The 5,367-nt window shown below is 70.8% G+C and carries 7 protein-coding genes; 4 read left to right on the top strand and 3 right to left on the bottom strand.

What is annotated here, in order from left to right; translation table 11 throughout:
• Positions 1–244: 244 nt before the first annotated feature.
• Positions 245–976 carry a Crp/Fnr family transcriptional regulator gene (locus P409_RS25595; RefSeq protein ID WP_052121388.1) on the bottom strand — a complete coding sequence of 244 codons (732 nt, stop codon included), beginning with the start codon at positions 974–976 and terminating at the stop codon, positions 245–247.
• A 196-nt stretch (positions 977–1,172) separates the two neighbouring features.
• Here P409_RS25595 and P409_RS25600 point away from each other — a divergent pair, with 196 nt between their 5' ends.
• A complete protein-coding gene (locus P409_RS25600) occupies positions 1,173–1,427 on the top strand; it encodes a hypothetical protein (protein ID WP_034845095.1) in 255 nt (84 codons plus the stop codon).
• Between the two features lie 85 nt (positions 1,428–1,512).
• Entirely contained in the window at positions 1,513–2,376 is an 864-nt protein-coding gene (locus P409_RS37335) for a hypothetical protein (RefSeq protein WP_152613535.1), read from the top strand.
• Between the two features lie 10 nt (positions 2,377–2,386).
• On the opposite strand, the gene P409_RS25610 is transcribed toward P409_RS37335, so the two are convergent.
• Both P409_RS25610 and P409_RS25615 read right to left on the bottom strand, forming a co-directional pair.
• Positions 2,387–3,019, bottom strand: coding sequence for a bleomycin resistance protein (locus P409_RS25610; RefSeq protein ID WP_034845101.1), 633 nt, complete (start codon positions 3,017–3,019; stop codon positions 2,387–2,389).
• A 126-nt stretch (positions 3,020–3,145) separates the two neighbouring features.
• Positions 3,146–4,570, bottom strand: coding sequence for an MFS transporter (locus P409_RS25615; RefSeq protein ID WP_034845104.1), 1,425 nt, complete (start codon positions 4,568–4,570; stop codon positions 3,146–3,148).
• Positions 4,571–4,723: 153 nt separating this feature from the next.
• Between P409_RS25615 and P409_RS25620 the strand changes: the two genes are divergently transcribed.
• A complete protein-coding gene (locus P409_RS25620) occupies positions 4,724–5,050 on the top strand; it encodes an ArsR/SmtB family transcription factor (protein ID WP_034845107.1) in 327 nt (108 codons plus the stop codon).
• Between the two features lie 88 nt (positions 5,051–5,138).
• Positions 5,139–5,367 (top strand): nuclear transport factor 2 family protein (locus P409_RS25625; RefSeq protein ID WP_034845112.1); only part of this gene is annotated, 229 nt, incomplete at its 3' end.

Genomic DNA, 5,367 nt, shown 5'->3' on the forward strand with positions numbered 1-5,367 from the left:
CCTGCTCGGCGCGGTCGAGGAGGTCAGCGAGGCGCAGGCCCGGGCGCAGATCGAGACCAACCTGTTCGGCGCGCTGTGGGTGACCCAGGCGGCGCTGCCGGTCCTGCGGGCGCAGGGGTCCGGCCACTGTTCGAGGTTGCGGGTCGCCATAGTCATTTTCTCCTTAGGGTTGCAACACACGGCACGGGACGGGCGTCGCGGCGACGCCGCGCACCGGGCCTATACGGAGGGAAACAGCCGAAACTCAGATCAGTGGCCGTTTCGGCACGGGCGCCTCGGCCCATGCGGCGAGCGACCGCAGGGCGCGGGTGTCGTGCACCTGCAGCTTCTTGCGCGCCAGGGTGAAGACGCCGTCGCGATGCAGCCGGCGCAGCACCCGGTTGGTGTGGATCAGCGACATGCCCAGCATGTCGGCGATGTGGCTCTGGGTCAGCGGGAAGTCGAGCCTGTTGTCCCTGACCAGATCCAGCTGCCGCGCCCGCTTGTAGATGGCGAGCACGATGGTCGCCACCCGCTCCACCCCCGAGCGCTGGCCGACCGACAGCAGGTTGTCGTCGACGATGCCTTCCTCATGCGCCGTCAGCCAGGTGATGTCGTAGGCCAGGCTCGGATGGTTGCGGAACAGGTCCCACAACCGCCGCCGCGGGAAGACGCAGACCTCGACATCGATCAGGCATTCGATGCCGTAGGGCGCGCCGGTCTGCGGTGCGATGTGGAAGCCCATGAAGTCGCCCGGCATCAGGATGTTCAGGATCTGCCGCCGCCCATCCTCCAGCTCCTTGAACCGGAAGGCCCAGCCGGAGAACAGGGTGTACAGGTCGCTGTCGTCGTCGCCCTGGGACAGGATCTGGGCCCCGGCCGGGTATTTCAGGTTGCCGCGACGCATGCCGGCGATGAACTCGATCTCCTCCGCCGTGTTCGTCTTGAACAGCGGCTGGCTGCGCAGCGGGCAGGTGGCGCAGGGAATCGCAGCCATCGATCGCATCTCCTCATCAACCGGCGAGTCGCTCCGGACGGCCATGGAATTAAACCCGAAGGTCGAATCCGAGTACGTCAAATGTTTAGTGCCGCTGCGATGCGGCGCGCTTGCCGCAGCCGCGCGGGGCGGCCTTGATCGCGCCACATCTCCGGCCGACCCTGGGACTCACGGCTCCACGGACCCGGAGGACGCGATGGCCTTCGTCATTCCCGGCGCGCTGCTGCTGTTCACTGTCCTGCTGGCCGTGCTGCCCTGGCAGGTCGGCGTCATCCTGGCCGTCGCCGTGATCGGGACGCTGTTCGTCCTGACCATGCATTGGCGGCTGCAGGCGGAGCGGAGCTGGCGGAAGATCGTCTACGACACGCATCTTCGCGCCGGGGCCACGCCGGATGAGGCGAAGGCCAAGGCCGACAAGGCACGATTGGACTGGGGCCCCGTTGATTCCTGAGAGACGGGACGCTGGCATCCCGGCTTGAGGGTTGGCCCGGCCGGCGGAGCGCGGCATGGTGGCCGCCGATCACAGCGGAGACAGCATGCGACCGAAATCCCTCGCGTTTCGCCGCCACCTCGCGCGGGCCGGGCTGCTGCTGGCGATCGCCATGCCGGCCTCGGGTGTCCTGGCCCAGCAGACCCCGCCGCCCGGCCAGACCATCCCGCCGGCCGATGCCGGCGCGCCGTCCAAGGTGGTGCCGGAGACCGGGCCGGCCTTCCGCCAGGCCACGACCCTGGGCCGGCAGATCTTCGCGGTCGATGGCGCCGCCGCCCTGGCCAGCGCCACGCTGCGCCGGAACGGCATCGACCCGCAATCCGGCGGCGTCGTCGGCTGGGTGACCGAGCCGGCGGCGAACGGCATCCTGGTCCGCTTCGTCCGCCGCGGCAGCCAGGGGCCGGAGGCGGCCTATGACGTCACGGTCGATGCCGGCGGCGGAGCCCCGGTGCTGACCCGCCGCGATGGCGCGCCGCTGACGCCGGACCAGGCCGCCCAGTTCGCCGCGGCGCAGACCGCGCTGGGCCGGCTGGACCAGCCCTGCTCCAAGACCTACCGGCCGGTGGCGTTCCGCGACCCCGGGACCCGCAACTGGCGGGTCTATGCCCTGGCGACGTCGGAGGATCCCGGCGTGTTCATGGTCGGCGGCCATTTCCGCTTCCTGGTCAGCCCGGATGGCGGCCGCATCCTGTCCGGCGGCCGGCTGCCCCCGCCCTCCTGCCTGGCCGGCCAGAAGACGGCCGAGGGCCATCCGGCTGTGGCCTTCATGGTGGCCGAACCGGTCTCGAAGATCCCGACCGAGATCCATGTCTTCCTGAGCCTGCGCCAGAGCCTGCCGCTGATCGTCGTGGCGGCGGACGGCAAGCGCTGGCTGGTGGCCCACGGCACCATCGCCACGATGCAGCAGTAGGGTCCGCCCCTCACCCCGCAAACAGGACCAGGTTGCCGTCCGGGTCGCGGATGATGAAGGTGCGAGCGCCCCAGGGCTCGGTCCGCAACGCCTGATGGAACGGCGCGCCGGTGGCCTGCAGCTCCAGGAACAGCGCCTTGGGGTCGTCGACCCTTACCGTCGCCGCCAGCACGTCGGCCTCGCGCTCGCGAAAGCCGGGGGCGAAGACCGGGCCCTGGACCCACCGCAGGTTCAGCCGCGCCCGGTCGCGCGCCACCTGGGCGTAGAAGGGCGGCTCGCCATAGGCGAAGACCACCGTGAAGCCGAGCGTCCCGGCGTAGAAGTCGCAGGCCGCCCGGATATCGGCGACCAGCAGCTGCGGCTCGGCCGGGCCCAGCACCGGCCGCCCCTGCGCCCCCGGCGCGGGGCCGGGCGTGGCGTCGAGGCCCCGGATCAGGGCCTGCCAGCTGTCGAAGCCCTCGCGCCGCGCCACCAGCTCCTGCGCGTCGGCCAGGGTGAAGGGCCGGGCCAGCACCTCGGCGTCGGTCAGGTGCCCGAAGCGGGGCAGCCAGGTGCGGATCTGCTCGGCCACCGGGTGGTGCCGGTCGCGGTGCCAGCGCAGGACGGTCTTCGCCTGCTTGCGGAGATTTTCGGGATTCGGCATGGGGCGCATCCAGGGCGGTGGATCCTGCAGGCGGGCATTGCCCCTCCGGCCCCTGCCGATGCGCCCTGCTAAGCCGGAGAACGATGATGGCGAAGCGAGCGGCCTGTCAAGGCGCTCGCCCTTCCCTCATGCCGTCGCCTGCACCGCCGCGCCGCGAGCCCGCCGCGGCAGCGCCAGCGCCACCAGCCCGCCGAGCACGATGCCGAGCACGGCGAGCAGGAAGGCCAGGCGGACGCCTTCGCCCATCGCCAGGCGCAGCGCCTCGCCCTGCTGCCCGGCGAGGCCGGTATTGGCGATGGCGATCAGGATGGCCAGGCCGATGGCGTTGCCGATGTTCAGCATGGTCGAGGCCATGCCGGAGGCGACGCCCTGCTCCTCCGCCGCGACGCCGGAGGCGGAGGCGATCCACATCCCGGTCCAGACGATGCCCTGGCCGATGCCGGACACCACCAGCCCCGGCACCAGCGCGGCGTAGCCGGCGGTGGTGGCGAGGCCGATCGCGACGGTGCCGACGACGCCGAGGGCGGAGCCCAGCAGCAGCGTGCCGCGCGTGGTCAGCCTGGTCGCCAGGCGCTCGCCCAGCTGCGTGCCCGCCGCGATGGCAAGCGACGGCACGATGAAGGCCAGGCCGGTCTCGAGCGCGCTGAAGCCCATCACGGTCTGGAACAGCACGGTCAGGAAGTACGGCAGCGCACCGAAGCTGCCCATATAGATGAAGGTGATCGACATGCCCGCGACCAGGCTGCGGTTGCGGAACAGGCGCATCGGCATCAGCGGGTCCGCGCTGCGGGTCTCGATCAGCATGAATGCCGTCAGCAGCAGGGCCGAGAGCGCGGCGGCGGTGACGATCGGGGCCGAGCCCCAGCCCGCCTCTGGCCCCTGCACCAGGACATAGACCAGCAGGGTAACGCCGGCGGTGGCGGCCAGTGCGCCGGGCAGGTCGAAGCTGCGGCGGACAGGCTGCGGCGGGTCGCGCGGGATCACCGCCAGGGCCGCCAGGGCGACGATGCCGGCCAGCGGAACATTGACGAAGAACACCGCAGACCAGCCGAGGCCGTTGGTCAGCACCCCGCCGAGCAGCGAGCCGAGGGTCAGCCCGCTGGCGCCGGCGCCGCCCCAGACCGCCAGCGCCCGGTTGCGGCGCGGCCCCTCCTCGAACAGGCGGTTGACCAGCGACAGCGTGGCCGGGAACAGGATCGCCCCGCCGATGCCCTGCACGGCGCGGGCGACGATGATCACGCCGGGGCTCCAGGCCAGCCCGCCGACCAGCGAGGAGGCGGCGTAGAGGACGAGGCCGGAGACGAACATCCGGCGCTGGCCCAGCAGGTCGGCGGCGCGGCCGCCGAACAGCAGGAAGCCGCCGCAGAACACGGTGTAGGCGCTGACCACCCATTGCAGCGACTGCTCGGAGAAGCCGAGGCCGGCGCCGATCTCCGGCAGGGCCACGAACACGATGTTGAGGTCGAGGGCGAAGATCAGCTGGGCGAAGGCCAGCAGCGCCAGGCTCCAGCCGAGCGAGCGGTGCCCGGCGATCGCGGGGGAGGCGGACATGAAAGGGTCCCTTCATCGGATTCGATTCATACGACTGTACGCGGATTATCGTACTGTTGAATAGTACTAGAATTTGCGTATCATAGGCCTGATATGGTCGCCCGCTGAGGTCGATGGTTTGACTGTACGCGTATCGCTGATTATCTCTTGGGCATGATCACCCCGCAGCACCCCGACCGGCACCAGATCCGGCTCGAGAACGTCCTGGCCGCGCTGGGCCATCCGATGCGCCTCAGCGTGATCCGCGTCCTGGCGGAGGGCGGCGAGCATGCCTGCGGCACCGTGCTGAAGAACGTGTCGAAATCGACCCTGACCCATCACTGGCGGGTGCTGCGCGACAGCGGCGTGATCTGGCAGCGCCCCTCCGGCCGCGAGAACCTGCTGTCGCTGCGCCGCGACGACCTGGATGCCCGTTTTCCCGGGCTGCTCGATTCGCTGATCAACGCCGTGCAGGCTGAGCCGCCGCAGCCCGGCGGCTGACCCGGTCGCCATGCTTCGAGTCCGGCCGAAGCATCCGGCCCGGGCATCACGGCACCATCGGATGTCCCACCGCCCGATGGAGCATGCGATGACCACCGATGCCGATATCCGCCGGATCTATGAGCGCTGGCACGAGACGGTGCGCGGCCGCGACCTCGACGGGCTGGTCGCCCTCTACGCCGAGGACGCGGTGCTGGAGACGCCGCTGATCCTGGCGACGCTGCCGGAGCTCGGCACCGGCGTGTTGCAAGGGCGGGAACCGATCCGGTCCTTCTTCGCCGCCGGGCTGCGCACGCTGCAGACCGACCTCAGCCGCT

The sequence above is a fragment of the Inquilinus limosus MP06 genome (assembly GCF_000767795.1).
Taxonomy (GTDB): domain Bacteria; phylum Pseudomonadota; class Alphaproteobacteria; order DSM-16000; family Inquilinaceae; genus Inquilinus; species Inquilinus limosus_E.

What these genes read in the sequence shown, in the direction of transcription:
- P409_RS25595 (WP_052121388.1), bottom strand. Translation starts at nt 976, where the DNA reads ATGGCTGCGATTCCCTGCGCCACCTGCCCGCTGCGCAGCCAGCCGCTG.
- P409_RS25600 (WP_034845095.1), top strand. Translation starts at nt 1,173, where the DNA reads ATGGCCTTCGTCATTCCCGGCGCGCTGCTGCTGTTCACTGTCCTGCTG.
- P409_RS37335 (WP_152613535.1), top strand. Translation starts at nt 1,513, where the DNA reads ATGCGACCGAAATCCCTCGCGTTTCGCCGCCACCTCGCGCGGGCCGGG.
- P409_RS25610 (WP_034845101.1), bottom strand. Translation starts at nt 3,019, where the DNA reads ATGCCGAATCCCGAAAATCTCCGCAAGCAGGCGAAGACCGTCCTGCGC.
- P409_RS25615 (WP_034845104.1), bottom strand. Translation starts at nt 4,570, where the DNA reads ATGTCCGCCTCCCCCGCGATCGCCGGGCACCGCTCGCTCGGCTGGAGC.
- P409_RS25620 (WP_034845107.1), top strand. Translation starts at nt 4,724, where the DNA reads ATGATCACCCCGCAGCACCCCGACCGGCACCAGATCCGGCTCGAGAAC.